The 23,907-nt window shown below is 60.7% G+C and carries 20 protein-coding genes, 3 tRNA genes and 3 rRNA genes; 11 read left to right on the forward strand and 15 right to left on the reverse strand.

From position 1 onward, the window contains the following. Nucleotides 1-2 precede the first annotated feature (2 nt). From DV706_RS06150 to yciH, 3 genes are all read left to right on the forward strand, one after another. On the forward strand, nucleotides 3-1,094 hold the full coding sequence (locus DV706_RS06150) for a DUF58 domain-containing protein (protein ID WP_136350818.1): 1,092 nt from the start codon (nucleotides 3-5) through the stop codon (nucleotides 1,092-1,094). Further along, entirely contained in the window at nucleotides 1,091-3,376 is a 2,286-nt protein-coding gene (locus DV706_RS06155; RefSeq protein WP_006065983.1) for a transglutaminase TgpA family protein, read from the forward strand. The genes DV706_RS06150 and DV706_RS06155 overlap by 4 nt, the downstream gene beginning before the upstream one ends. An 87-nt stretch (nucleotides 3,377-3,463) precedes the next feature. After that, on the forward strand, nucleotides 3,464-3,757 hold the full coding sequence (yciH, locus tag DV706_RS06160) for a stress response translation initiation inhibitor YciH (RefSeq protein ID WP_006065982.1): 294 nt from the start codon (nucleotides 3,464-3,466) through the stop codon (nucleotides 3,755-3,757). Nucleotides 3,758-3,874: 117 nt separating this feature from the next. Here yciH and DV706_RS06165 read toward each other — a convergent pair whose 3' ends face one another. Beyond that, on the reverse strand, nucleotides 3,875-4,249 hold the full coding sequence (locus tag DV706_RS06165) for a rhodanese-like domain-containing protein (protein WP_006065981.1): 375 nt from the start codon (nucleotides 4,247-4,249) through the stop codon (nucleotides 3,875-3,877). A 191-nt stretch (nucleotides 4,250-4,440) separates the two neighbouring features. On the opposite strand from DV706_RS06165, the gene DV706_RS06170 reads away from it, so the two are divergent. Next, nucleotides 4,441-4,686 (forward strand): hypothetical protein, encoded by a 246-nt coding sequence (locus DV706_RS06170; protein WP_006065980.1) that lies wholly within the window; start codon nucleotides 4,441-4,443, stop codon nucleotides 4,684-4,686. Between the two features lie 24 nt (nucleotides 4,687-4,710). Here the strand turns inward: DV706_RS06170 and DV706_RS06175 are convergent, their stop codons facing one another. From DV706_RS06175 to rimI, 4 genes are all read right to left on the reverse strand, one after another. Then, nucleotides 4,711-5,283: an NUDIX hydrolase gene (locus tag DV706_RS06175; protein WP_006065979.1), complete on the reverse strand. Its 573-nt coding sequence runs from the start codon at nucleotides 5,281-5,283 to the stop codon at nucleotides 4,711-4,713. Nucleotides 5,284-5,348: 65 nt separating this feature from the next. Continuing rightward, nucleotides 5,349-5,759: a DUF5809 family protein gene (locus tag DV706_RS06180; RefSeq protein ID WP_006065978.1), complete on the reverse strand. Its 411-nt coding sequence runs from the start codon at nucleotides 5,757-5,759 to the stop codon at nucleotides 5,349-5,351. A gap of 45 nt (nucleotides 5,760-5,804) precedes the next feature. Then, a complete protein-coding gene (locus DV706_RS06185) occupies nucleotides 5,805-6,233 on the reverse strand; it encodes a DUF5810 domain-containing protein (protein WP_006065977.1) in 429 nt (142 codons plus the stop codon). Nucleotides 6,234-6,310: 77 nt separating this feature from the next. After that, nucleotides 6,311-6,793, reverse strand: coding sequence for a ribosomal protein S18-alanine N-acetyltransferase (gene rimI / locus DV706_RS06190; protein ID WP_006065976.1), 483 nt, complete (start codon nucleotides 6,791-6,793; stop codon nucleotides 6,311-6,313). Nucleotides 6,794-7,158: 365 nt separating this feature from the next. Between rimI and DV706_RS21680 the strand changes: the two genes are divergently transcribed. The 3 genes from DV706_RS21680 (at nucleotide 7,159) to DV706_RS06200 (ending at nucleotide 8,233) form a co-directional block, all read left to right on the forward strand. Then, complete coding sequence (locus DV706_RS21680; RefSeq protein WP_169331116.1) at nucleotides 7,159-7,305, forward strand: hypothetical protein; 147 nt, start codon at nucleotides 7,159-7,161, stop codon at nucleotides 7,303-7,305. A gap of 53 nt (nucleotides 7,306-7,358) precedes the next feature. After that, nucleotides 7,359-8,048 (forward strand): DUF7119 family protein, encoded by a 690-nt coding sequence (locus DV706_RS06195; protein ID WP_006065974.1) that lies wholly within the window; start codon nucleotides 7,359-7,361, stop codon nucleotides 8,046-8,048. 111 nt (nucleotides 8,049-8,159) lie between these two features. Further along, a tRNA-Lys gene (locus DV706_RS06200) sits at nucleotides 8,160-8,233 on the forward strand. Nucleotides 8,234-8,888: 655 nt separating this feature from the next. Here DV706_RS06200 and DV706_RS06205 read toward each other — a convergent pair. From DV706_RS06205 to DV706_RS06225, 5 genes are all read right to left on the reverse strand, one after another. After that, nucleotides 8,889-8,964, reverse strand: a tRNA-Cys gene (locus DV706_RS06205). 133 nt (nucleotides 8,965-9,097) lie between these two features. Further along, a 5S ribosomal RNA gene (rrf, locus tag DV706_RS06210) occupies nucleotides 9,098-9,219 on the reverse strand. A 125-nt stretch (nucleotides 9,220-9,344) separates the two neighbouring features. After that, a 23S ribosomal RNA gene (locus DV706_RS06215) occupies nucleotides 9,345-12,262 on the reverse strand. A gap of 225 nt (nucleotides 12,263-12,487) precedes the next feature. Further along, nucleotides 12,488-12,559: transfer RNA gene (locus tag DV706_RS06220), tRNA-Ala, on the reverse strand. A gap of 152 nt (nucleotides 12,560-12,711) precedes the next feature. Next, nucleotides 12,712-14,186: ribosomal RNA gene (locus tag DV706_RS06225) — 16S ribosomal RNA — on the reverse strand. The 16S, 23S and 5S rRNA genes sit together here with 2 tRNA genes alongside, the layout of an rRNA operon. 925 nt (nucleotides 14,187-15,111) lie before the next feature. Between DV706_RS06225 and DV706_RS06230 the strand changes: the two genes are divergently transcribed. Beyond that, nucleotides 15,112-15,489, forward strand: a complete 378-nt coding sequence (locus DV706_RS06230) for a winged helix-turn-helix domain-containing protein (RefSeq protein WP_006065488.1) — start codon at nucleotides 15,112-15,114, stop codon at nucleotides 15,487-15,489. Further along, the gene (locus tag DV706_RS06235; protein ID WP_006065487.1) at nucleotides 15,486-15,782 is read left to right on the forward strand and encodes a DUF7521 family protein; all 297 of its coding nucleotides are present in this window, start codon (nucleotides 15,486-15,488) and stop codon (nucleotides 15,780-15,782) included. The genes DV706_RS06230 and DV706_RS06235 overlap by 4 nt, the downstream gene beginning before the upstream one ends. 232 nt (nucleotides 15,783-16,014) lie before the next feature. Here DV706_RS06235 and lpdA read toward each other — a convergent pair whose 3' ends face one another. The 5 genes from lpdA to lipA all read right to left on the reverse strand — a co-directional run bounded on the left by lpdA (nucleotide 16,015) and on the right by lipA (nucleotide 22,474). Next, the gene (gene lpdA, locus DV706_RS06240) at nucleotides 16,015-17,451 is read right to left on the reverse strand and encodes a dihydrolipoyl dehydrogenase (protein WP_006065486.1); all 1,437 of its coding nucleotides are present in this window, start codon (nucleotides 17,449-17,451) and stop codon (nucleotides 16,015-16,017) included. Nucleotides 17,452-17,508: 57 nt separating this feature from the next. Then, a complete protein-coding gene (locus tag DV706_RS06245; RefSeq protein ID WP_006065485.1) occupies nucleotides 17,509-19,131 on the reverse strand; it encodes a dihydrolipoamide acetyltransferase family protein in 1,623 nt (540 codons plus the stop codon). Nucleotide 19,132: 1 nt separating this feature from the next. Then, on the reverse strand, nucleotides 19,133-20,131 hold the full coding sequence (locus DV706_RS06250) for an alpha-ketoacid dehydrogenase subunit beta (RefSeq protein WP_006065484.1): 999 nt from the start codon (nucleotides 20,129-20,131) through the stop codon (nucleotides 19,133-19,135). 1 nt (nucleotide 20,132) lies between these two features. Then, nucleotides 20,133-21,239, reverse strand: coding sequence for a pyruvate dehydrogenase (acetyl-transferring) E1 component subunit alpha (pdhA, locus tag DV706_RS06255; protein WP_006065483.1), 1,107 nt, complete (start codon nucleotides 21,237-21,239; stop codon nucleotides 20,133-20,135). Nucleotides 21,240-21,511: 272 nt separating this feature from the next. Beyond that, nucleotides 21,512-22,474 (reverse strand): lipoyl synthase, encoded by a 963-nt coding sequence (lipA, locus tag DV706_RS06260; RefSeq protein WP_049889710.1) that lies wholly within the window; start codon nucleotides 22,472-22,474, stop codon nucleotides 21,512-21,514. Between the two features lie 158 nt (nucleotides 22,475-22,632). Here lipA and DV706_RS06265 point away from each other — a divergent pair, with 158 nt between their 5' ends. Together DV706_RS06265 and DV706_RS06270 are read left to right on the forward strand one after the other, a co-directional pair. Next, a complete protein-coding gene (locus DV706_RS06265; RefSeq protein WP_006065481.1) occupies nucleotides 22,633-23,148 on the forward strand; it encodes a PH domain-containing protein in 516 nt (171 codons plus the stop codon). Between the two features lie 123 nt (nucleotides 23,149-23,271). Beyond that, nucleotides 23,272-23,871: a hypothetical protein gene (locus DV706_RS06270; RefSeq protein ID WP_006065480.1), complete on the forward strand. Its 600-nt coding sequence runs from the start codon at nucleotides 23,272-23,274 to the stop codon at nucleotides 23,869-23,871. The last annotated feature ends 36 nt before the right edge of the window (nucleotides 23,872-23,907 follow it).

Genomic DNA, 23,907 nt, shown 5'->3' on the forward strand with positions numbered 1-23,907 from the left:
CCATGCGACTGACCATCCGCGGCTGGGCTGTCGTCGTCGTCGTGCTCGCTTCAGTTGTGATGGCCTGGCAGTATGGCCCACGGGCGCTGAACGCCGTCGTCACGCCACTGCTGGTCGTGCTGGTCGCCGGGCTGGTCGTGACTGCCCGGGCAGACCGTCCCGAGATCAGCCGTCCGCCGGTCGATGACGGATTCGTTGGCGACCAGCGAACGGTCGACCTCGAGATCGAAACCAACGCGACCGTCGCAGCGACCATCCACGAACCCGTCGACGATGGGCTCTCGATCGATAGAACCGACGCGGACACCGCGGACGACAGCAGCGACGCGGGTCGGAGCCTCGTCCTCGAGACGATCCTCGAGGGCGACGATCGGTTCAGCTACGAGATTCGGCTCACCGACCGCGGCGAAAGGCAGACCGGCCCGCTCACGATCACTATCAGCGACGTGTTTGGCCTGGTTGAGCGTCGGTTCAGCGACGAGCAGCGGACGTCGGTGCTCGTCTATCCACGCGTCCACGAGCTGGCTGGCGCTGCCGGAACCGATTTCCAGACGCTCGTCGAAACGACCGATAGACGGGCACGAGACGAGTTCGATCATCTGCGGGAGTACCGGCGTGGAGACGCGCTGAGTGACGTCAACTGGAAAGCCGCCGCCAAACGACCCGACGGCGACCTCGTCGTCACGGAGTACGCCAGAGACGAGAACGTCGGCTCCGCACTGATTGCCGCCGACTGCCCACCCGGCTGGGCTAACGAACTGGCAACGGCCGTCGCAAGCGTCACGACGCACTTGCTCGAGGGCGGCGTCAACGTCGGCCTGAACGTGCCAGACGGCGACTACGAACCGGACTCGGGAGCAGCCCACTACCGCGAACTCCTCGCCCAACTCGCCACGCTCGAGGCTGGCGAACTCGAGGAGCGACAGCGCCAGCAGGCAGACGTGCTGGTCCAAGCCGACGCCGACGGGACGCGGGTCGTGGTGAATGGGCGCGTCCTCCCGTTCGATCAGCTGACAGAACGAGACGGAACGGGATGGAACGAGCCCGCCGATCACGAACGGGACAGCGGGAGCGAGTCGGGGGTGGCCACATGAGTACCGACTCACGCTCACACACCGGCGATCGAACGGCTCGTCTCGATCTCGAAGAGCCGATCGGTTCCACCCTGTTTCGACTGCTCGCGTGTGGGAGTATTCTGGTTCTGACGGCGTCGTACGTCCACGTCCTCCACGAGGTAACTCAGGTCGTCGGCGGGACACAGGCGCTGTTCGCCCTCGTCGGCGCAATGCTCGTGGCGGCGACAGCCCTCGCGTGGCTAATCCGGCCCCGGACGGCGACGGTCGGTGCAGTCGCTGCCGGAATCATCGGCTTTGCCTACTATCTCGAGCGCAGCGGCGTCGGTATCGGTATCGTCCGCACGGCAAGTGACACAGTGCTCTCCGATACAGCCGCGCTCGCGGCTGGGCTTCCGCTGCTCCGGATGGTCGAAGCAGGGATCTGGTCACTCGCGTTCGTCCCCGCACCCGTCTTCCTCTCGTGGTATCTCGCTGTTCGGGGCCGGTACGCGCTCAGTGTGCTTCCTGGCGGCTTCGCGCTCATCTTCCTCGTGTTGACCGGCGACGCGGGGACGATCGTTACCCTGGTCGGCACGCTCGCTGCTGTCGGGGCCATCGCCTTCGGCGAACTCGAGCGGCGAGGCGGCTCGATCGCGCAGGCGGACTTGCTCGCCGTTCTCTTTGCGCTGATCGTCGTCCTCTCGCTGTCAGTGACGTTCGTTCCCGACGGCTCCGGGACGACAGAACAGTTCGCCGGGAGCGATCCAGGCACGCTCGAGGGAACGATGGACTTCGCCTCCGATCAGTCCCAGATCGGCGGTCCGGTCGAGCTTTCGCCAGAAGTGCGGTTTACCGTCGAAGCTGAACAGGCATCCTACTGGCGAACGGGTGTGTACGATCGATACACCGGCGACGGCTGGATTCGAACCGGTGAGAACAGGGCGTACGACGATCAACTGCCGGAACCGCCCGGGCAGTACGAACGCGTCTCACAGGTCGTTACCGCCGAAACCACGCTCGGTGTGATGCCGACGGCACCCCAGCCACTCGCCATCGACGGCGATCTCGCCCAGCACGCCGAACTCTCTCGACACGGACAGGTCCACCCCGAATCCCCAATCCTCGAGGGCGATCAGTACGCCGTCGAGAGTGCGATCGTCGACCCCGAGCCGGAACAGCTCCGGGCGGCGGGAACGGACTATCCCGAGCCGATCATCGACGGCTTCGACTACCTGCAGACGCCCGAAGGGACCTCGAGTGAGTTCGAGGCCGAGACCGCATCGATCACCGCCGACGCCGAGACGCCGTACGACAAGGCAGTTGCCATCGAACACCATCTCCGGTCGTCGAAAGGCTACTCGCTCGACGTCGAGCGCCCCGACGGCAACGTCGCTGAGGCGTTCTTGTTCGAGATGGACGAGGGCTACTGTGTCTACTTCGCGACGACGATGGTCCAGATGCTGCGGACCGAGGATATTCCGGCTCGGTACGTCACTGGCTACACGAGCGGCCAGCAGGTCGCTGATGACGAACACGTCGTTCGCGGAACGGACGCCCACGCCTGGGTCGAGGTCTACTTCCCCGATCACGGCTGGGTTGCCTTCGAGCCAACACCCGGCGACTCTCGCGATGCAGTCCACAGTGACCGCGTCGAACAGGCCCGCGAGGACGGCGACGAAAGCGTCGACACCGAAACGAGCGCCGACGACCCCGTCTCTGACACCGAACCCGACGAGATCGAACAGCCCGACGCCGACAACGGGATCGAAGAACCAGCGGACGGCCAGCCCGACTCCACCGACGAAAACGAAACGGTGACAGACGACCGCGAGTCGGGAGACACCGAGTCCGAGGCAGACTCCAACGCGAGTGTCGACGACGATGACGAGCTGTGGAACAGCCTGCTATCACTGGTGACCGTCTCGCGTGAAACAGCTACAATCGTGCTACTCACGCTTGTCGGGCTGGTCGCCGGCGCCCATCGAACCGGGGCAAGCGCCACTGCCCGCCGGGAACTCGGCCTCTACTGGCAACGCCCTCGAGACGACCCCAACCAGGATGCAGAGCGGGCCTACCAGCGCCTCGAGCAGCTGTTCGCCCGCGAGTATCGGCCACGAGAGCGGTCGGAGTCGGCCCGACAGTATCTGGATGCCCTCGCGGCGGACGAGCACTCGATCGATCCACGGGCAAAAACAGTTCTCGAACGGTATGAACAGGCCGTATACGGCGGCGGCGTCAGTCAGGCAGTCGCCGACGAATCGGTAGCGATCGTCGACGATCTCACTCGAGCGCGGCTCCCAGCGCTCGGCAGACGGCGCTGATAATTCATCACACGCTCAAAAAGAATCACGCGACGGGATGCGGGTCCCGATAGTGTTTAATATGGCCGTTTCGTACCATCGACCGTAATGTCGGAAGTCTGCTCGACGTGCGGGCTGCCCGAGGAACTTTGCGTCTGCGAAGACGTGGCCAAGGGACAACAGCAACTCAATATCCGCATTGACGAGCGCAGATACGGAAAAGAGGTAACGATCGTCGAAGGATTCGATCCGAAGGATGTCGACTTAGACAGTCTCTCGTCGGATCTCAAGTCCAAATTCGCTTGTGGTGGGACTGTCGAAGACGACCACATCGAACTCCAGGGGAACCATACCGGCCGCATCGAGGATTTCCTTCGGGACCGCGGCTTCAACGTCGCCTGATGCCCGCGATGGTCTGAGACGACTTCCGAACCCCACGGCCGTCTCGCGTACCGCCTCTTCACTAACTGCGTTTTTTACACGACACGGACGTCCAGACAACCAGTAGCGACAGCCTGGTCAAAAGGGAGATTCAGCGTTCGCGGATTCGTCAGTGTCATCGGCGTCGTCTGACTCGCTGACGAGTCCGAACTTCAGACCATACTTATCCAGCCCGCCCTCCATGCTCTCGACACGGGCGTCCGCAGTACCCTCGTAGGAGCTGATGAGTCGGGCTGCCTGAATACTCGATTGGCCGTGTGGGCAGACGGTCACGATGTGGTCTTCGCCTTCGAGTTCTTCGATCCGCCTCGAGAGTTCGTGAAACGGAACGTTTTCGCTGTCAGGAATGCGGCTGTGTGCAAAGCTCCGCGCATCACGAATATCGACGATGCACACGTCGGCATCGTCCTCGAGAAGGTCGTGGACTTCATTGGGAGAGATTTCGCCGTCCATCACATCCGGCTTGGGACGCCTGCAGAATAAGGCCACGGGTCAACTCCGACGCACAACTCCCCTCGCAGGCTGCCCGGAGCGCCACTCGAGGACCTACTTCCGTCGAAGGAGTTCCGAGAAACCATCTAAAACACTGACAGTCCAGTGGGTCGTCTATCCCGGTTATCTACGTTGGCGTCATTTGGTACCATATGAACAGAGAATTACTGACCTTCGAGGCCCTGTTCGTCGGCCAACTCATCGGTTCGATCATCCTCGTCGTCGGGCTGTTTCTCGGTGGTCTGACGACACTGACAGCCGTCGGCGGCGCGATCATCCTGTGTTGTATCGTAGGGCTGGCAGTCATGGCAACGTTCGACGAGACGCATGATCGAACGGTCGAGACACCCGGCGGCAGTGGTCGACTCCGCTCGCTCCTGAGTCGCAGTTCGAAGTAACCAGCAGCCCGAACTGACGCCAACTCAGATCAATCCGTCTTCTTTCGCCAACAGCAACGAGGTCAGTGTCGAGTCGTTCGCCGGCTGCTCGCGTGCACGCTCGAGCGCCGACTCGATCGGCACCGTCGCCACCTCGAGAAACTCGTTGTTGTCGAGTTCGCGCTCGCCAGGTACGAGTCCCTCGGCGTAGACGACTCCCCGATCGTGACGAAGTACACCGGTTGCGACCGCGTACTCCTGCAAGAGCGCAGTGCTCGATGGCTTGAAACCAGTCTCTTCCTCGAGCTCGCGGGCTGCGGCGTGCGTGTAGGATTCTCCATCTTCGACGATTCCGGCTGGAAGTTCGAGATGCGTTTCCCGGATCGTCGGCCGATACTGCTCGACGAACAGCAGGTGATCTCCATCAGTTCCGTCGACGGACTCGAGAACGTCGGCGCTGATTCGGGCAACCACAACCACTGCCGGCGGCAGGTCCGCCCAGTAGTACCGTTTCTCGGTGCCGTCAGGTTGCTCGAGCAAGTCGTACCCACCGTCGTACCACGGCGTCTCGTACTCGGTGACTTCCTCGTGGAGGTCCCACTCGTCAGGTGTCGTCATTACCACGGAGTGTTGGTCTCAAGGCCGTAATAGATGCCGTTTCGTCGGTTCCGATGACTGTGTGATCAGACCCGCTCTCGATACAGCCGGCCAAACGCCTGCCGTCGAAGCGTCGCAACCGCTGCATCCTCTTCGTTCTGGAACGTGGCGGCAACGGCCTCGTCGCCAGGACCGGCATGCCAGACGACACGGTCGACGTTCTCGTGGCCAACGACCGTGACGTCGCCGTCATACGAGTCCTGCCAATCGTCGAACGCCTCGCGACTCCCGACGTTGACCTCGAGCAGGCTTGCAAACAGTGCATCCCGTGCTGTCTCGACGACGTCGCCCGTGACACGGTCATCGTACTCCTCGCGGTCGAACTCCATGGCCTTTGCAACCTCGCGAACGACGGTCTGTGCCGCCGGCCCGATATCTTCGTAGTACTCACGCGCTTCCTCGATCGACGCGGGCGAAACCGTCCCGACAGTGTGCATACCTCGACGTGCTTGGGGCATCAAGTTACCAGTTACGCGTTTGGCCTACGTCCTCGAGTCGTCCGTCGACTCCGCTGCAGCCGTGGTCCCGTCGACAGACCCGTCATCGTCACCATCAGACGCCATCTGCTGGGTCAGTTCCCTTGCCTCTTCGAGGACGCTTTCGGCTTCAGCAGACAGTGCCCCGCGGCCGGGCTGGCGACTCTGCCGGGCAAGTCCTTCCTCAAGTGATTCTGGACGGCCATGATCGTGTCCGTGGCTCGACGCCTCGGCTCCAGATGTATCGATCTCAGGAGCGTACCGGCTGACAATCTCGCCCAGCTCCGCGGGTGTACACTCACTCCACTCGGGGGCGTGCTCAGCGAGCCACTCGCTGTGGTCTTGCCGGCCAAGCGAGGCGGTGATCGCGAGGTGATTCGCGAGATGGACGGCGTCTGCCTGTTCGGTGTCACAGACGGGGCAGGCGTAGCTCATGCTCGTCACTAGGAGCGCCGACAGTAAAACGCCACGCCCGACGGCGCTCGACGAGACAGCTCACACGAGTCGAACAGTTACTCGAGTTTCCGAATCATCACGATTGCGTCCTCGCCGTCCTCGTAGTAGCCCGGAGCGAGCCGAAGCGGCTCGAAACCGAACTCTCGGTAGAGCCGCTTCGCGCCGTCGTTCGAGCATCGAACCTCGAGTTTGACTGTCTCGGCACCGTGGGCCGCAAGCACAGCAAGTGCCTGTGTAAGAAGTGCGGTGCCGACGCCCGTTCCACGGCGGTCGGGATAGACGGCGATATCCTTGACGTGGCCGAGTCGCTGTCCGAAGTTCTGCGTGACATCGGCAACGATGTAGCCGACGATCGCATCGGCTCCATCGAGCGCGACGAGAAAGCCAGGCTCACCGAGAAACCGTTCGAAAGCGTTGTAGGGCCATGGCTGGGCGAACGACTCGTTCTCGATACGGGCGACAGCGAGGAGATCGGCCCGCTCAGCGGCCCGAATCGAGAGCCCGCCGCCATCGCCGATCCCGGGTGCCTGCGTTGTCACGCTCGAAGATAGCGCGTCGAGTACCAAAAATAGTACTGGCACCCAATCTTCTCACTTCAGACGGCCTGCTGTACCGGTGCGACCCAGGACTGCTCGCGGTCGTGCCAGAAACAACGCACAGCAGACCATATCAGTCGTTCATTCTCGAAGGGTGCCTCACTTACCAGAATATTTTGCCGTAAACATCAAATGACACGACAGCGCGAACGGAGTCGCACCCTGACGTGCCGGGGTGTACAGCCTCAGCGCTGACCAAGCCAACACGAGGTGTCCGGGATAGCGGCATCACTAACCGATAGGCCCAAGCAGGGGTATCGCTTGCAGCCGAAGCCGTACTTATGCACCCGCCGTTCGAAGGCGTATCCATGACTGATACGGCCGAATGTAAACCAACGCCGATCTCCCACGAACACGAAGACGATGAACGGGACGACGCTCATCTCGACGACATCGAAGAAGGAGCAGGGTGCACAGAGATCTGGGAGCACCTCGCCGAGAAACGCGGTGAATAAGCTGCTGGCACAGGTAGCGACATTTTTCCCCCTAAGTCTCCTACTGAAAGACCATGACTGATAATCGACCCGGCACACACCGCCGTCGTGACGACGACCGCTCGATCCCGACGGACCGCGAGTCGCCCGTCGGTGCACCAGTTATCCGGGGCGACGAATCGGTCACCGGTACTCGTGCTCGCGACGCTGTTCAGTTCAATCCTGACGATCCCAACAGTCTCGCTGACGCCGCCGAGACCGTCCGCCAGTTCGCCAACGGCGAAATCAACGACGATCACCTCTACATGCTTCGCGGTGCCGCTGCCTGTGCTGCTCTCGTTCGTGGTGAAGGGTCGTACAAGGCTGCAGCCGAACGTGCCGGCGGCGACACAACCGTCTCGTTCATTCGAAAGTGGGCTCGTGTCCACGACCTCCCCCGATCGGTCCGTAAACAGGTTGCACTCGGCCGTATCGCACCCACAGCCGCCAAACACATCGCCCGCGTCGGCGGCGAAGCGCGACTCCTCCTTGCATGGGCCACCCTCGACGGACCCCTTACCGTCCGCGAGGTCCGCAGCATTGCAAGCGCTGTCAACAACGACACCCCGATCGAACACGCACTCGCCGAACACGGCGTAACGCTTGGTCAACTCGAGCTTACGCTCTCGCCACCAACCTACCGTGATCTCCGCCGCCAAGCCTCGATCAATGGCGTCGAACCCGGGACGATCGTTAGCGACGCACTCGAGGAGTACTTCGAGTGACGGTCACAGCACGCATGTCTGCTTTTCACACGATTGTGCACCCTCGAGACCGTCCGCTGGCCGATGAAGAAAGAAACGTTTAACCACATAACCCCAAAAGTAGGATGTACAGGGCCGGTAGCTCAGTCTGGCAGAGCGTCTGGCTTTTAACCAGACGGTCGCGTGTTCAAATCGCGCCCGGCCCGCTTTTGCTCCGAGCAATTACGCGAAGAGCAAAGCGGCTAGAGCGATTTGAAGTGGACGAATCGCAGTCCGTGAGCGAGCGCAGCGAGCGAACTGGAACGTTTCGGCGTAGTTCACAATCGTGCCCGGCCTGCTACTCTACTGCGAACAAATACGTGTGGAGCAGTTCGCGTATCCGAAGCGATTTGAACGAGACCAGAAAGACACAGCGAAGTTGTTCCGTGATGACGGGAGCGCCTTGTGCTCTCGAACCACGAGCATTTCTGGGGGAGTTCATAATCGCGCCCGACCCGCTTTTACGACGAACAACTCCGTGAGCGACAGGTGGCAACAGTTGATCCAAACCAGAAAGCCCGGATTGTCCGGCCATCCCAGCGACGGACCGCTCTAACGAGTGCTGGCTTGTATTGATGGGCTGTCTTTTCGATCCGAAATCACACACCACCTCGTCACCGCGGTTAGACTTGAGGTCGAACACGACGCTCATCAGAACCAGCCCGGACATACGCTGCTGTAACTCCCGGATCACGATCACACTGTGCGTCGAGTTCGAGCTTCATAACTGTGGGCGCAGGATATGGCGAGTGACACAGCCGAAGCTTGAACCGACCGCTCGAGCGTAGTAACACGTCTGTCGGCGTTGGAGTATCGTAAAAAAGCCAAGGGCCGGATTTGAACCGGCGGTGGGCGGCTCTGCAGGCCGCTGCGTTCGGCCGGACTCTGCCACCTTGGCGCACCTGATTATTGTTGTTGCGTTCGTTTAAGCATAGCGGTACGGCACGAGCGGTGTGTCATGACCACGCAACCCATAAATACGAAAACCCCCAGCGAGCCGGAGCTGTGGCTCACTGAGGGTGAAGTATGAATGGAGGCGGCGAAACGGATTTCCCAGAGGCTCGCGCACTCCAGTACTCGCCGGAACGCAGGCAGGCTTATCTTCCGTGTTCGGGATGGGTACGGGAGGAACCCCGCCGCTGTGGCCGCCGTAACGCCGATCAACGGAATCGAACCGTCGTCAAACCGTAATCGGTGGTCTCTCTGACCGAGTGTATGTGTAGTCCAGTTTGCGTCCGGACCCGTTCTCGCGTCACGGATCCAATGCGATGTAATATGAATGTGTGGCTTGGCCGATTAGTGCTCGCGGACTCAACGCCTCGTTGCCTTGGCGCGTACATCCCGAGTCTATCGATCTCGTCTTCTACGAGTGGCCTCAGTGGTATCTCTTTTCCAGGTGGGTTTCGAGCTTAGATGCGTTCAGCTCTTACCCCGTGGTGCGTGGCTGCCCGGCACGTGCTCTTTCGAACAACCGGTACACCAGTGGCACCCATTCGTAGTTCCTCTCGTACTATACGAACGTTCCCGTCAGATACCTCACACCCCCAATAGATAGCAGCCGACCTGTCTCACGACGGTCTAAACCCAGCTCACGACCTCCTTTAATAGGCGAACAACCTCACCCTTGCCCGCTTCTGCACGGGCAGGATGGAGGGAACCGACATCGAGGTAGCAAGCCACCCGGTCGATATGTGCTCTTGCGGGTGACGACTCTGTTATCCCTAAGGTAGCTTTTTTGTCAGCAATTGGCCGCATCAAGCAGCCTAATTGGTTCGCTAGACCACGCTTTCGCGTCAGCGTCCGTCGTTGTGCCGGACACTGTCAGACTTCCTTATGCTCTTGCGCTCTTTCTCGGGTCTCCGACCCGAGTGAGGAAATCTTGGGGCGCGCTCGATATCTTTTCAAGCGCGTACCGCCCCAGTCAAACTGCCCGGCTACCAGTGTCCTCCGCCAGGAGTGAGAGTCGCAGTCACCATCGGGTAGTATTTCAATGCTGCCTCGGTGGCCCGCTAGCGCGGGTACCTGTGTAACGGCTCCTACCTATGCTGCACAATGGCGACCACGTCTCAGTGACAGCCTGCAGTAAAGCTCTATAGGGTCTTCGCTTCCCCTTGGGGGTCTCCAGACTCCGCACTGGAACGTACAGTTCACCGGGCCCAACGTTGGGACAGTGGCGCTCTCGTTGATCCATTCATGCAAGCCGCTACTAAAGCGGCAAGGTACTACGCTACCTTAAGAGGGTCATAGTTACCCCCGCCGTTAACGGGTCCTTCGTCCCCTTGTAAGGGGTGTTCAGATACCCGCACTGGGCAGGATTCAGTGACCGTACGAGTCCTTTCGGATTTGCGGTCACCTATGTTGTTACTAGACAGTCGGAGCGCCCGAGTCACTGCGACCTGCCTCTTCGCGAGGCAGGCATCCCTTATTGCGAACGTACGGGACTAACTTGCCGAATTCCCTAACGTCGGTTGCTCCCGACAGACCTTGGCTTTCGCCGCCACGAGTACCTGTGTCGGATCTCGGTACGGACAGTGTGCTTGCCTTTTCACGGGCTCTGGGTTGACCTGACTTGCGCTATCCTGCCGTTCGCTCGCTTCGTGCCATTACGGCTTCCACGAACTTTGACAGTTCGACTGGGCGAAAGCCCAGCTCAGGCGGCCCCAAAGCGTTGGCTTTGGATGCACACTGGCATAGGAATATTAACCTATTTCCCTGTTGTCAGCTTCGACTTACGGGCTGACTTAGGACCGGCTAACCCTCAGCTGATCAGCATTGCTGAGGAACCCTTACTCGTTCGGCCGTCGGGGTTCTAACCCGACTAACGCTGCTACTATGACCAGGATTTTCGTTACTGAACGGTCCACACGACCTCTCGGCCGTGCTTCCGCCCGAACAGAACGCCAACCTACGGGATCATCCGATCAAGGATGCCGCTAGGTCTCGGTGGTGGACTTGAGCCCCGATCATTTTGGGCGCCTCAAACCTCGGCCGGTAAGCTGTTACGCTTTTCTTAGAGGGTAGCTGCTTCTAAGCTCACCTCCCGGCTGTCTAGGGCTTGAGACCACCTTCGATCGCACTTAGTCCACACTTGGGGACCTTAACCCAGCTCTGGGTTGTCTCCCTCACGGTACACAGGCTTACCCCGCGCACCGGACTCCCTGCGTCAAACGGCGTTCGTAGGTTCGGAGTTGGACAGGGGGGCGCACTCCTCTCGGAGTGCGGTCCCCCAATCCGTTGCTCTACCCCACGAACTACCTCGGCAGAGGTCATGCTTCGACATGTTTCGGTTGGAACCAGCTGTTTCCGGACTCGATGGGCCTTTCACCCCTAGACGTAGATCACGAGAGGGTATTGTAGGACACCAACTCTAACAGGCCTCCACGTGCCTTTCGGCACGCTTCACCTTGTCCACGCCTAGATCGTCCGGTTTCGGGTCGTGCCCGTTTGACTCCCCGCGCTTGAACACGGTGACCCTGGTGCAAAGCACTGCGGTCATATCGGTTTCCCTACGCCTTCCCTGATGATCAGGTTAGACTCGTCAAACAGGCACACTCCCTGGTTCGTTTTTCAAAACGTACGACAGAACACCGGCTTCCCGTACGGCTTACTACAGGCTCGCGCCTGATTCATTTGATACGGGACCTTTTGTGCCCTGTCGCTCTATCGCCAACTGAGTTCACGCCCTATTGCACCTCCCTTTGTGGGGTGCTTTTCAGCGTTCGTTCACACTACTTGTTCGCTATCGGTCTTGAGGAGTGTTTAGTCTTCGCGGTCGATGCCCGCGATATTCACGAGGGATATCCAACCCCCGATACTCTGGAGCTGACTCGTTCCGTACTCAACGACACTACGGGACTGTCACCCTGTTTCGTGCTCTATTCCAAGAGACTTCCTGTCGTCTTTCGAGAAGTGATCGTCAGTCCGAACACCACATTGCCCGAAGGCTTCGGTTTGGACTGTGTCGCGTTCATTCGCCATTACTAACGACATCACGTTCGTTTTCTTTTCCTGTCGATACTAAGATGTTTCAATTCTCGACGTTCCCCATTGCGCGAAGCAATTGCGGTGGGGATTCCCATTCGGAGATCCCAAGTTCTTTGCCTCCGTGCGGCTCCCTTGGGCTTATCGCAGCTTGGCACGTCCTTCTTCAGCTCTCAAGCCGAGCGATCCACCAGCTGGCACAGTAGCCACGTTCATCGGATCGGCGTTGCGACAAAGTCGCAACGTATAGTGACCCGGGAACGGGTCCAGTGGACGCCTGGACTACACGTACACACGGTCTCATCTGCACGCCGGTAGACGGCCGGCCTGCATTGACCCTTCCCACCCACACTTACGCGGGGTGGTGCATCAGTTCAGTCGTACTCAATCACAATCCCGTCGCCCACTTAAGGGCACGGATCTGTGACCGGTACGAGTCATGGACCCACAGGGATTCGAACCCTGGGCATCCTCCTTGCAAAGGAGGCACTCTACCACTGAGCTATGGGCCCACGTCCGCCCAGACGGGCGGACAGAGATATACGTGTTAGCCTCGGTAGTTCTAAGGTGCCCGATCGGCCCAGCGATGGGTCAATCGAACGTGAACCGCGTAGCGCAAAACGCTACGACTTGTGGGCTGGGGCGTCGCCCCAGTCCCGGTCTGTGGAGGTGATCCAGCCGCAGATTCCCCTACGGCTACCTTGTTACGACTTAAGCCCCCTTGCGAAGCCCAGATTCGACCGCCGTTGCGGCGGCCTCATCCGGACCTCACTCGGGTGCTTTGACGGGCGGTGTGTGCAAGGAGCAGGGACGTATTCACCGCGCCCTTCTGAGGCGCGATTACTACCGAATCCAGCTTCATGAGGGCGAGTTTCAGCCCTCAATCCGAACTACGACCACGTTTCGGAGATTAGCGTCCCCTTTCGGGGTTGCATCCCACTGTCGTGGCCATTGTAGCCCGCGTGTCGCCCAGCACATTCGGGGCATACTGACCTACCGTTGCCCGTTCCTTCCTCCAGTTTGGCACTGGCAGTCTACCTAATGTACCCAGCTACCACAAGGGTACTGCTGGCAATTAGGCATGCGGGTCTCGCTCGTTGCCTGACTTAACAGGACGCCTCACGGTACGAGCTGACGGCGGCCATGCACCTCCTCTCAATGGCTCAGGTAAGCTCATCACACTGACCGTCACTGCACATTGTCGATGCTGGTGAGATGTCCGGCGTTGAGTCCAATTAAACCGCAGGCTCCTCCGGTTGTAGTGCTCCCCCGCCAATTCCTTTAAGTTTCATCCTTGCGGACGTACTTCCCAGGCGGTCTGCTTCACGGCTTCCCTACGGCACAACGCAAACTCGTAGTTTGCGTCACACCTAGCAGACATCGTTTACAGCTCGGACTACCCGGGTATCTAATCCGGTTCGTGACCCGAGCTTTCGTCCCTCACCGTCGGATCCGTCTTCCAGAGGCGCTTTCGCCACCGGTGGTCCGTCCAGGATTACGGGATTTCACTCCTACCCCAGACGTACCCCTCTGGTCTTCCGGTCCCAAGCCGAGCAGTTTCCACCGGACGCCTGTGTGTTAGGCACACAGATTTCCCGATAGACTTGCACGGCCAGCTACGGACGCTTTAGGCCCAATAATAGCGGTCATCACTCGTGCTGCCGGTATTACCGCGGCGGCTGGCACCGGTCTTGCCCAGCACTTATTCTACCACCTCCTTACGGTGGTGAAAAGCGAGGACTATATGCCCTCGCACTCGGAGTCCCCTTATCGCACTGGCGTGCAGTGTAAAGGTTTCGCGCCTGCTGCGCCCCGTAGGGCCCGGTATCTTGTCTCAGATACCGTCTCCGGGCTCTTGCTCTCACAACCCGTACCGATTATTGGCACGGTGGGCCGTTACCCCACCGTCTACCTAATCGGCCGCAGCCACATCCTATGGCGCCTGAGCGTTTCGGATTCCCAGCAGTTCCAGCTTGGGAATCGTATTCCGGATTGGCCTCAGTTTCCCGAGGTTATCCGGATCCATAGGGTAGTTTGGCCACGTGTTACTGAGCTATCTGCTACGAGTCTAAACTCGTACAACTAGCATGGCTAAATCGGACTCCAATAGCAATGACCTCCGGCAGGATCAACCGGAATGCTATCTACTCCCAACCACTGTTGGGAGGGTTCATTTGGCGGTGAATGTTCGAATACACACTCACACATAAATGGGTCCACGTTCGGTGACCGCGATCGACGACCGATCAGGCGTCACCGAACTACCAAGGCTAACATCAGATCCCATCTGTACGGCGGACCGCAGGGGTAGGATCCTCATTTCCTTCGGACCTATTCGTAGGTTGTCTGGGGTACATAACCCCTTCGAACTCGAGTGGTCCGAGATGACGAAACGGATTGAACGCTTCGTCGATCACATCTTCTTTGCATTCACATCCGAGTTGTCTTGTACACTTAAGGGCGTCGGATCGGACCTCGCCGGAAGCCGCATCCGCCAAGGTGTTTTCGATCCAGCGCGATCGCCCAGCAACGTATAAAGGCAGTGAACAGTCGCGGTCGGCGAGACCGACTGCGAACTGATCTGGACTGCCCAGATACGTTAACCGTCGGAGCAATCCGACGGATCGTGTACGAGGATGGATGATGTATTTCGCCCGTGCCGGAACACGGCCGGAGGACGTGGCGATGTACGCCACGACGTTTGCATTAGCATCGAATGGCTGGTTCATGTATAAGGCCGTCGAAAGAACTGTCAATCGAAACTCGGTACCATGATAGGGAGTCCCATCAGTTACACAGCTCGATCACAGCGGCAAACACGGTAGACACTCGAGGCGTGAGTTCACGGACAGAATGTCACGCGGGCGGAGGTCGGTCGATCATCCCACCCTTGTAGACGCGGTCGGACCGAATGAGACCCGCGTGGAATGCAGTTGAGCGTGCACGTGCAAGAAAGCTTCGTGACTCGATCAGTAGGAATGCGTCGAGAGCGTGTTGGTATCGACAGCAGGAGGAACAAACGCATCGATGCCGATAAACCGCGTGCGTTGTAAGGGTAGAACGAATGGTCCGGGACCCGATTGCTTCGGAGTCAACGCCGTCAGCAGAGGAGATCTGCTCTGCACTCGACGATCCCGACTGCCGTGAAATCATCCGGAACCTCGAGGAGCCCATGACAGCCGCTGAATTAACGAATCAGTGTGAGATTCCACAGTCAACGCTATATCGGAAGCTGGAACTGCTAACCGAGTCGACATTGCTTGAAGAGTCGACAGAAATCCGTCAGGACGGCCACCACGCGAGCAAGTACGCAGTCGCGTTCGACGAGATCACGCTCGTGTTAGATGAAGATCGAACGCTAGCTGTCCAGATCGAGCGCCCGGCTCGGACGGCAGACGAGCGGTTGGCCGAGCTGTGGTCGGAGGTGCGAAAGGAGACATGAGTCCACACCAGACTGGCACGGCCGAAATTGCACTCGCGCTTGCGGTTGTCAAAACACTCGTTCTCGTGGTTGGAGGCGTCATCACGTATTTTGCGTTCAAAGCATACCGGCGGACACGCCAACAGGCGCTTGGCTATCTTACGATCGGGTTCGGACTCGTAACACTCGGACTCGTGCTTGCCGGACTACTGTATGAGCTGCTCGGTGTCGGACTCGCGATGGGTGTTTTACTCGAGAGTCTGCTCGTGCTGGCTGGCTTTCTCGTGATTGCGTACTCGCTGTACGTCCAGTAAGTGTCGAAATTGGGACGGGACTGCCCGTGATCGCTCAACAGCTTGACTTGCGTTGTTGCTTGAGTATTAGCTCGCGGTGGAGAAAGCTCTCAATCATGATGTGGTGGGTCGGAGAGCGGCGAATCGAATCAGTTTCGGGTCGAAGCTGGTCCGAACTCTCTCGAGTTCGGACAGCGAATGCGAGACGAGTGTCGCTTCGATGCGGGGACGACTCCGGAAGTGGACTGGAGAGTCAGCGATTCAGCGTGTGAATCGCGTGGCCGAGCGCGTTCTCGGCGGCTTCCATCACCGATTCAGAGAGTGTCGGGTGGGCGTGGACTGTCGAGGCGACGTCCTCGAGGGTCGCACCCAACTCGACTGCCAGACCGAGTTCGGCGATGAGTTCGGAGGCTTCGGGGCCGACGATCGAGGCGCCGAGGACGTAGCCGTCGGACTCCTCGGCGACGATTTTGACGAACCCGTCGGTGTCGCCAGTCGTCAGCGCCCGGCCGCTGGCACGGAACGGGAACGTGCCGACGACAGTCTCGAAGCCGTCATCTTCGGCTGCTGATTCGGTCATCCCGACGGTCGCGATTTCGGGGTCAGTGAAGACGACTGCGGGCATCGCCTGATGGTCGATCGCCGACGGCTCGCCGGCGATGACCTCGGCGGCGACTTTCCCCTCCATGCTGCCTTTGTGGGCGAGCATCGGCTCACCTGCCACGTCGCCGGCAGCGAAGATGTGCTCGGCAGACGTCCGCCCGCGCGAGTCGGTTTCGATAATGCCACGATCATCCGTCTCGATGCCGGCCTCCTCGAGGGCGAGCGTGTCCGAAACGGGCTGGCGACCGACGGCGACGAGGACTTTCTCGGCGTCGAGTTCGAGTCGGTCATCGTCACTATCGTCGGCCGCTGGGTTGGCGATGACCTGTATGCCGTCGTCGCGATCGTGCCACTCCGAGGCGGTGTAGCCGAACTCGAACTCGATGCCGAGGTCGTTCGCTCGCTGTTTGACGGGACGTCTCAGATCGTCGTCGTAGCCCGGCAGGATCGAGTCGAGCATCTCGATGACAGTCACGTCAGTTCCCAGCTTGGCGAACACACCCGCCAGTTCCATCCCGATGTAGCCTGCGCCGACGATGACCATCGAGTCGGGGACAGAGTCGAGCGCGAGCGCCTGTTTCGAGTTCAGTACTGGCTCGTCGCCGTACTCGAAGTTCGGGATCTCGATGGGGCGCGAGCCGGTTGCGACGATGGCATTTTCGAACTCGAGAGTCTCTGAGCCCTGTCCCTCGCCGCTGTGAGAGACGCGGACGGTGTGTTCGTCGACGAACGTGGCCGTGCCCTCAAGCAGGGTGACTTGGTTCGCTTTACAGAGTTTCTCGACGCCGCTTGTGAGCTGGTCGACGACGCCGTCTTTCCACTCGACCATCCCTGCGAGGTCGATCGCTGGATCGGCGTGAATGCCCATCGCCTCGGCGTTGCCGGCCTCATGGGCGATATCGGTCGCCGTGATCAGCGCTTTCGAGGGGATACAGCCGTAGTTCAGGCAGGTACCGCCGTAGGCGTCTTTTTCGACGAGTGTGACGTCCAGCTCGAGCTGGCCGGCGCGGATCGCGGCCACGTAGCCGGCCGGTCCGGCTCCGATGATCAAAAGGTCCGTCCCGGTGGTGACGTCTCCGACGACCATCAGTGCAGCTCCTCCGTGTTCGATGAGTTCGCGTTCATGGTGTGTGTTTGGCTACGCTCACTCGAGCAATAGTAGGCTGGGGTTCTCGAGGTACTCCATAACTGTGTTCGTAAACTGGGCGCCGACCGCGCCGTCGATCAGTCGGTGGTCGAACGACAGCGACAGCGTCAGGACGGATCGGGGTTCGATCGACTCCGCTCCCTCGTCGTCGGTCACCACGCGCGGTTTGCGCTTGATCTCGCCGATCGCCAAAATGCCGGCTTCGGGGTAGTTGATGACCGGCGTGGCGTACTCGCCGCCGATGCCGCCGACGTTGGTGATTGTAAACGTCGATCCCTGGAGTTCGTCGGGGCTGATCGTCCGCTCGCGGGCTTTCTGGACGAGTTCGTTCATCTCCGAAGAGAGCTGTAACAGCCCCTTCTCATCGGCGTCCTCGAGGACGGGCACCATCAGGCCGACGTCGGTCGCGGTGGCGACGCCGATATTGTAGTAATCGCGGTAGACGATTTCCTCGGCGTCTTCGTCGATGACCGCGTTCATCTCGGGATGCTCCTGGAGCGCCGCGACGACGGCTTTCATAATAAACGGCATGTACGTCAGTCGAATGCCTTGCTCCTCAGCGCGCGCTTTGAGTTCTTCGCGGGTTGCGACGAGTGCGGTCACGTCCACCTCGTCGTGGTGGGTGACGTGGGGTGCGCTGTATTTCGACTCGACCATCGCATCGGCAATCGTCTTACGGACGCCCCGGAACGGTTCGCGACGCTCGCGTTTGCCGGGAGCGAACTCGGCTTCGCTCGTTCCGACCGGGTCGCCCGCCGCTATGGCCTCCCTGTCGGCTTCCTGTGCCTGTCGCTGGGCGTCGGCGTACTCCCGGACCGCTTCAGGGGTAACGAACGCCTCGCCGTCGCGCTCCTCGGTCGCGGGGACGGCGTCGATGTCGACACCTTCCTCCTGTGCGATTCGACGGGTTGCCGGCGCGGCGAGAGTCGTCTCGCGGTCAGCAGAGTCGGTCCCTGCTTGCGGTTCGGTCGTCGTCTCGACCGGGCTGGTGGACTCGGCCGGTTGTCCCGACCCGCCGGCAGCCGCGGCGTCCGCAGCGCTCGAGTCCCCGGTTGGCGTTGGTTCCGCTACCGGCGCCTGTTCGTCCCTGGCGGGACCACCGCGGGCGGCGGCCCGAACGTCGGCTGCGGTGAGTCGGCCGCCCGGCCCGCTACTCTCTATACTCGAGAGATCGAGTCCCTCCTCGCGTGCCATGCGTCGCACGCGCGGGGGCGCGAAGACTCGGTCATCGAGTGTCTCGATTTCGTCGCCCTCGGTTCCGGTCGCATCGGGGCTGCCAGCGCCAGCGGTCTCCTCGGTGGCTTCACTGGCAGTGTCGTCGCTGGCGTCGGAGTCGCTCGCGGTTTCACCGCTCGGCGACTCCGAGGCGTGTGGCGCCTCGCCGTCGACGTTGAACGAGATGATGACCGTTCCAACGGGAACGACCGCGCCTTCTTCGACGTGCAACTCGCGGACGGTACCGTTGACCGGCGAGGGGATCTCGACGAGGGCCTTGTCGGTTTCGACCTCTGCAACTGGCTGGTCCTCCGAGACCGCATCGCCCTGCTCGACCAGCCACGAAACTAGTTCACCCTCTGCGACCCCTTCACCGACGTCGGGGAGTTCGAACTCTCTGACCATGTTAGAACTCCATCGCGTCTCGAATGCCGTCTTCGATTCGAGCCGGTTCCGGCAGGTAGTAGTCCTCGAGTGCATACAGCGGGAACGGCGTGTCAAAGCCCGTGATGCGCTCGATTGGCGCTTCCTGGTACAACAGCGCCTCCTCCTGTAAGGTCGCGGCGATCTCCGCTCCGAGCCCGCCTGTTTTCGGGGCCTCATGGACGACCGCGGCCCGTCCCGTCTTTTTGAACGACTCGACGATCGTTGCCTCATCGAGCGGTGACAGCGTCCGCAGGTCGATCACCTCGACGTCGATCGTTCCCTCGAGGGTGTCTGCAGCCTCGATCGTCGGTCGGGTCATCGCACCCCAGGTGTAGACCGAGATATCGCTTCCCTCGCGGCGGACGGCCGCCTCGCCGAGTGGCACCTCATAAGTGTCGCTGGGGACCGCTTCGCGGAACGCCCGGTAGATGAGTTTCGGCTCGAGGAAGACTACTGGATCCGGTGAACGGATCGCACTCGCTAACAGCCCCTTGGCATCGTGGGGTGTCGAGGGGATGACGACCTTGAGTCCGGGCTGGTGGACGAACATCGCCTCTGTCGACTCGGAGTGGTGTTCGGGGGCGCGGATGCCACCGCCGTAGGGTGCCCGGATGACCATCGGACATGTATACCGTCCGCGCGAGCGCGATCGCAGGCGCGCGGCGTGAGAGACGATCTGATCGAACGCGGGGTAGATGAACCCCAGAAACTGGATCTCCGGCACCGGCCGCATCCCGTAGGCGGCCATCCCGATCGCCGTCCCGATAATACCGGATTCGGCCAGCGGGGTGTCGATGACTCGGTTCTCGCCGAACTCGTCGTACAGGCCTTCCGTCGCGCGGAAGACGCCGCCGTTTTTCCCGACGTCTTCGCCCATGACGATGACGTCGTCGTCGCGTTCCATCTCCGTCTGTAATCCGTCTCGTACCGCCTGTACGAGCGTGAGGTTCTCCGATCGTGCGTCTGATTCTGCAGTCATATTATTCTAGAAGTTCGTCGTCGCCGTGGCGTTCGCGAAGCGATTCGAAGTACTCGAGTTGTCGCTGCAGGCGTCGAGGCATTCCTTCGTACACCTGCGCGAAGATTTCTTCTGGGTCGGGCCGTTCGTACGACTCCGCGGCATCGATTGCGTCGGCCACGTCCGCCGTGATTCGGGATTCAATCGCGTCGACGCGTTCGTCGTCGAGGATCCCCTCGTTTCGAAGATACATCTCGAGGCGCGGAATCGGGTCCTTGTCACGCCAACGCTCGACTTCGTCGTCGTCCCGGTAGACGGAGGGGTCGTCTGCTGTCGTGTGCGCCCCGAAGCGGTACTGCACCGCCTCGATCATCGTCGGACGGAGTTCGTCATTATCCGGGTTCTTCGCCTTCTCGACGGCGTCGTGGGTGACCTTGTACACTGCGAGCGGGTCCATCCCATCGACCTGCACCCCTTCGAAGCCGTAGGCTTCGGCCTTCTGGGCCAGCGTGGCGCTTGCCGTCTGGCGCTCTCGTGGGACTGAAATCGCCCACTGGTTGTTGTTACAGAAGAAGACGTTCGGCGTGTCGAAGACGCCAGCGAAGTTGAGCCCTTCGTGGAAGTCGCCTTCGGAGGTCGCCCCGTCGCCGAAATAACAGATGAACGCGTTCGCTTCGCCTTTGAGTTGCGACGCCCAGGCGGCCCCCGTCGCGTGGGGGATCTGGGTCGCGATGGGGACCGCGACGGTGAAGATGTTTGCGTCCTCGGGGATGAAGTTGCCCTGTTCGTGGCCCATCCAGTAGAGCAAGGTTCGCTCGAGAGAGAGCCCACGAACCAGCCCGACGCCGTGTTCGCGATAGCTGGGGAACACCCAGTCGTCGTCATCGAGGGCGTGAGCACTGCCGATCTGGGCGGCCTCCTGACCCGATAGCGGGGGATATGTTCCCATCCGGCCCTGTCGCTGGAGGCTCACTGCTCGTTCGTCGAAATGGCGAACCAACCGCATCTGCTCGTAGATTTCGACGAGTTCCGCCTCGGAGAGGTCGGGCACCTCGGCGTCCTCGAGAACCTGCCCGGAGTCGTCGAGTATCTGTACTCGCTCGCGGGGATCGCGCTGTATCGTGCTCACGGGGAGTCCCACCTGTCCATACCTAAACGAACTATCGCTCAGGATAAAGGAGTTTCCCAAAATAGTTTACTATTTACGAGATTCTTGCCACCCAATCGAAGAATTTCGTCCGTCAGTGGCTCTTTGTGGACATCGATGGGGCGAGAGCGACATTTCAACTCGTTTGTCCAGCACGAGCGCCGTGCCGAGAGGATACTGAACGAATACACGGTTCGAACGCGGAAAAGCGGTGAAATCGCGTGTCGGCGTCGATCGAGCGCTGTCGCAGCCGATCAGGACTCAGTCTGCGGTGACTGTTGGCGGCGCGCATCGGCTCTGGCCGTCTCGACGTCTTTGCCCTCACGCAGGATGGCATCGACGAACAGCTCACCCGCTTTGTACGACGATCGGACCATCGGGCCGCTCGCACAGTACAGGAATCCGAGTTCCTCCTCGGCGACGCGACGCCACGTCTCGTACTTATCCGGGTGGTCGTAGTGTTGCACCTCGAGGTGGTCCATCGAGGGGCGGAGATACTGGCCGAGGGTGACGATGTCGACCCCGCGTTCGCGGAGATCCGCCATCGTCTGGTAGATTTCGTGGTCGTACTCGCCGTGGCCCAGCATGATCGAGGTTTTCGTATAAATATCGGACTTGCGCTCGACTTGCTCGAGGACGCTCAGGCTCTGTTCGTAGCCCGCCCGTCGGTCTCGCACGGGGAACTGCAGGCGGGAGACGGTTTCGACGTTGTGGGCGATCACGTCCGGATCGGCGTCGATGATCTTCCGCACGAGGCGCTCCTCGCCCTGAAAGTCGGGAATGAGCACTTCGACGAGAATGCCGGGGTGGCGAGCCTTGATCTCGCGAATCGTCTCCGCGAAATGGCCCGCGCCCTGATCCGGCAGGTCGTCCCGGTCGACCGACGTGAGGACGACGTAATCCAACCCGATCTCAGCGATGGCGTCGGCGACGTTTGCGGGTTCGTCGGGATCGAGCGGCTCCATCCCCCCGGTCTGGACGTCACAGAAGTTACAGGCTCGAGAGCAGCGATCGCCCATCAACATGAACGTGGCTGTCCCACCTTCGCCCTCGCCGGTGCCGGCGCCGCCGGACCAGCATTCGCCAAGGTTCGGACAGTTGGCCTCTTCACAGACGGTATGCAGGTTCCGCTCGCGCAGCGTCTCCCGGATGCCGGCGAACTCACGACCCGACGGCGGCCGCATCTTCAACCAGTCGGGCTTGCGTGCGCTGCTCATACTCACACAACGGGTTGCGCAGTCAAAATCATGGTGGTTACGGCGGTCGAGACACCACGCCGTGTCCATCGAGTGCCGATCTCGAGGGATGTATGCCGCGGTTACCGAGGGTAGCCACCTGATAGCTTTAGGCTGGGCGCGCACCTAGACGAGAACAGATGGCGTTTGGCACGACCCCCGACTGGTTTCATATCAGCGACGACGAGGACGTCGTCTGGGAGAGTCGTCCCCACCCGATTACGATGGGGCTTGGCCTCCCTGTCGGGGTTGGCATCGCACTCGTTGGCCTCATCCTCACCGGCTGGACCGCAACCGACAGTGCCGGGCTCTTGACGATCGTCGGCCTCCTTATAGCGGTCGCGGGCATCGGCCTCGCGTTCGCCCGATATCTCGTCTGGACGAACACCCGCTACGTGATCACGAGCTCGGAGCTGTACAAAAAACACGGCGTCGTCTCGAGAGACGTTACCCAGTTTCGCCTCGACCGCGTCCAGAACACGAGCCTGAGCCAAAGCGCTGTCGGCCGTGCGCTCGGCTACGGCGATCTGACCGTCTACACCGCCGGTTCGGGCGATCCTGAACTCGTCTTTGAACGGGTCGCCAACCCCGAACGCGCCTCGAGACTGTTGAGCGACCAGCTTGAGGCAGCAACGACCGACGAGTCAGTGGTCTGACCGACCTCGAGGCCCGTTTCAAACTAGGTAGCGAGGCGGATTCCCCGCCCCACCGTGGGTGGGGCAGTTGACTACCGCAAACCACAAAGCCCATACGACCGACCCTATTCGAGAGTCGGTACGATGACCGCACAGCGTTCGGCAACAGACGACAGTACCGTATCACGTGGCTCGAGCGTCGCGGCAAGTGCGGGCCTCGGTGTTCTGGCTGCGGCGATTGGGTATCTCGTGACGTACGTGCTGATCGTCAGTGAGGTCCGTGAGGCCGTCGGCGACGACGTCGCCGACTGGAAAGGTGTTGCCTGGTATTTTTATAACGCCCACATGGTCGACGTTGAAGCCAGCGGAGCGTTTGGCTCGTTTGGCGGCGCAAGCACCGTTGATTTCATCTCGCAGTCGAGCAGTAGTGGGGCCAGTCTACTGTACGTGATCCCGCCGCTCGTGTTGCTCACGATCGGTGCGATTCTGGCCGTCCAGTGGGACGTGACAGACATCGGTGAGGCAGTCGTCGTCGGCGCACCGGTGACGATCGGCTATGCGATCGTCATGGGTCTTGGCGCGCTCGTCGCCGAATCCAGCACCGAAGTCGAAGTGTTCGGTATCGAAGCGACCGGGTCGATCGCGCCGGAGTTCGTCCCCGCACTCATCCTTGGCGGACTGCTCTACCCACTCGTGTTCGCGACCGCTGGCTCGGTGCTTGCGGCGGTGTTCAACGCACGGTAGTCGTTCGGCCGTTGCCCGTCTCTGCGAGCGCGAAGG

This window comes from Natronorubrum bangense (assembly GCF_004799645.1).
GTDB lineage: Archaea > Halobacteriota > Halobacteria > Halobacteriales > Natrialbaceae > Natronorubrum > Natronorubrum bangense.

Coding starts and splice junctions, on each gene's coding strand:
- DV706_RS06265 (WP_006065481.1), top strand. CDS start 22,633: ATGGCGTTTGGCACGACCCCCGACTGGTTTCATATCAGCGACGACGAG.
- DV706_RS06230 (WP_006065488.1), top strand. CDS start 15,112: ATGGTCCGGGACCCGATTGCTTCGGAGTCAACGCCGTCAGCAGAGGAG.
- DV706_RS06180 (WP_006065978.1), bottom strand. CDS start 5,759: ATGCACACTGTCGGGACGGTTTCGCCCGCGTCGATCGAGGAAGCGCGT.
- lpdA (WP_006065486.1), bottom strand. CDS start 17,451: ATGGTCGTCGGAGACGTCACCACCGGGACGGACCTTTTGATCATCGGA.
- DV706_RS06155 (WP_006065983.1), top strand. CDS start 1,091: ATGAGTACCGACTCACGCTCACACACCGGCGATCGAACGGCTCGTCTC.
- DV706_RS06175 (WP_006065979.1), bottom strand. CDS start 5,283: ATGACGACACCTGACGAGTGGGACCTCCACGAGGAAGTCACCGAGTAC.
- DV706_RS06250 (WP_006065484.1), bottom strand. CDS start 20,131: ATGACTGCAGAATCAGACGCACGATCGGAGAACCTCACGCTCGTACAG.
- DV706_RS06195 (WP_006065974.1), top strand. CDS start 7,359: ATGACTGATAATCGACCCGGCACACACCGCCGTCGTGACGACGACCGC.
- DV706_RS06270 (WP_006065480.1), top strand. CDS start 23,272: ATGACCGCACAGCGTTCGGCAACAGACGACAGTACCGTATCACGTGGC.
- DV706_RS06245 (WP_006065485.1), bottom strand. CDS start 19,131: ATGGTCAGAGAGTTCGAACTCCCCGACGTCGGTGAAGGGGTCGCAGAG.
- DV706_RS06165 (WP_006065981.1), bottom strand. CDS start 4,249: ATGGACGGCGAAATCTCTCCCAATGAAGTCCACGACCTTCTCGAGGAC.
- DV706_RS06170 (WP_006065980.1), top strand. CDS start 4,441: ATGAACAGAGAATTACTGACCTTCGAGGCCCTGTTCGTCGGCCAACTC.
- DV706_RS06235 (WP_006065487.1), top strand. CDS start 15,486: ATGAGTCCACACCAGACTGGCACGGCCGAAATTGCACTCGCGCTTGCG.
- DV706_RS06150 (WP_136350818.1), top strand. CDS start 3: ATGCGACTGACCATCCGCGGCTGGGCTGTCGTCGTCGTCGTGCTCGCT.
- DV706_RS21680 (WP_169331116.1), top strand. CDS start 7,159: ATGACTGATACGGCCGAATGTAAACCAACGCCGATCTCCCACGAACAC.
- yciH (WP_006065982.1), top strand. CDS start 3,464: ATGTCGGAAGTCTGCTCGACGTGCGGGCTGCCCGAGGAACTTTGCGTC.
- DV706_RS06185 (WP_006065977.1), bottom strand. CDS start 6,233: ATGAGCTACGCCTGCCCCGTCTGTGACACCGAACAGGCAGACGCCGTC.
- lipA (WP_049889710.1), bottom strand. CDS start 22,474: ATGAGCAGCGCACGCAAGCCCGACTGGTTGAAGATGCGGCCGCCGTCG.